Consider the following 1,980-nt stretch of genomic DNA (forward strand, 5'->3'; position numbering starts at 1 on the left):
GATAGTTTTGATACATAGATTTTACTTTTTTATAATTGCTTTACTCACACCATTCTTGGTGCCAATGGATGCGTTTGCCCAAACCAATCCTGAACTTGGTTTACCGCTGATTTCAAATTACACCTCTAAAATTTATAAAGGGCACTCTCAGGTTTGGAGTGTAATACAAGATGACAGTGGTATCATGTATTTTGGTACTACCTCCGGGATTACAGAGTTTGATGGGGTAAATTGGAAACAGATTAAATTACCCGGAGTTAGTGGAAATGCCATTGTCAGAACAATGGGAAAAGACAAAAACGGAGTCATTTATTATGGAACGGTCAATGAGTTTGGATTTTTATCTGAAAATGAATTCGGAAATACAATTGCCGTTTCTTTAACACATTTGATACCGGAAGAAACTAAAGATTTTTCGGTTATCTCATCAATTCAAAACTCAGGTGATGATGTGTATTTCTTATCATCTGAATATATGTTCAGAATTAAGAACGATATCACCAATCCCGAAAAAGTAGTGAAAATTTGGAAATCAGAGACAGCATTTTTATCTATTTTTAATCTTCATGATGAGATTTATGTGATTCAGAGAGACGAAGGCATGTTTAAATTAGTAGGTGATGAATTAGAGCTCATTGAAGGTGGAGAATTTTTGATCAATAACAGGGCACTGGTTTTATTGCCCTATTCCAAAGATCAAAATAGTAAAGTCCAATTTTTACTTCCAACTGTAAGTAATGGCCTTTTTTTATACGACGGTAGTAAATTCAGTAGATTTAAGACACAAATCGATGATCAATTAACCTCCGGACTATTATACAGAGGAATTTTGCTTCCAAACGGTAATTATATGTTGACCATTAATGGAAGAGGGGCTTTTGTAATTTCGGCTGAGGGAAAATTGATCCAAGAACTAAATTCCGATATAGGTATTCAAGATGATTCAATCTATGCCATATACCTTGATTCTTCCGGTCTGCTTTGGCTAGGAATGGACAATGGCATTGCAAAAATTGAATTTAATTCATTGCTTACCCGATTTGCCAGAGAATCAGGAATCAAATCAGCCGTACTTTCAATCACCAGGTCAAATAATTTACTATATGCAGGTACAACCTCAGGAGTATATGTCCTAGACCCTATAAAGCGTCTATTTGAAATTGTCCCTGAAACTGAAGGTTCTCAAGTATTTACATTGATCAATGATGGTGAAAACCTTATAATTCCTACACCTTTTGGGTTAGGGGAAATAAGACCAAGGTTATCCGGAATGAATAAAATATCTAATCCGGAATTTAGAGCTGTTACCTATACAATTACCAAAAATAAAGAAGACAGGCTTTGGATTGGTAGTGCTTCTGGAATTTCTGTATTTAAAAGAAACACTCAGCCCAATGAATTTTCCTGGATTCAGGAAGGAAACCTTTTAGAACTCAAGCTTGGGGTTTATTTTATGGCAGAAAGCGGGGATGGGGATATTTGGGCCGGCACTTCTTTAGGAATAGTCTATAAAATAACCCCAAAATGGCTTCAAAGTGGTGAACTTGACCTTTTGAATTCTGAATTAGAGGTTTTTGGTGCTGAGCAAGGTCTGGAAAATGGACCTGGTTCAATATATGGGGTTAATGGCAATATCTACTCAATTACAGAAGAGGGTTTGGTCATGTATAATTCTGCCACCGAAAAATTTGAAAAAACAGATGTTTTCGGTGAAATCAAGATTGATTTTTCATCAACAGATAATTTTTCATTAACTGAGGACAAGACCGGAAAGGTCTGGATAAGTACCAACAATAAAATCCGGGTTGCGAACCCTCAACCAGATGGAAGCTATACTTTAGAGGATAATCTCTTTAGCGCTTATCCCGGAGAAGATATCATTACCATTTTCCCTGAAGGTGATGGTACAGTATGGTTGGGCAGTGGTGAGGGATTGTTTAGAATGGAGGGACAAAGTGCTATTGATAAAAAATTTGAGGT

General features: G+C 36.4%; 1 protein-coding gene. It reads left to right on the plus strand.

The features are described 5' to 3' along the window. Window positions 1-64: 64 nt before the first annotated feature. The coding region (locus ACEW8O_RS20920; protein WP_373496572.1) for a two-component regulator propeller domain-containing protein at window positions 65-1,980 on the plus strand (1,916 nt) is incomplete at its 3' end.

It is taken from the genome of Aquiflexum sp. (assembly GCF_041749095.1).
Classification (GTDB): Bacteria; Bacteroidota; Bacteroidia; order Cytophagales; family Cyclobacteriaceae; genus Aquiflexum.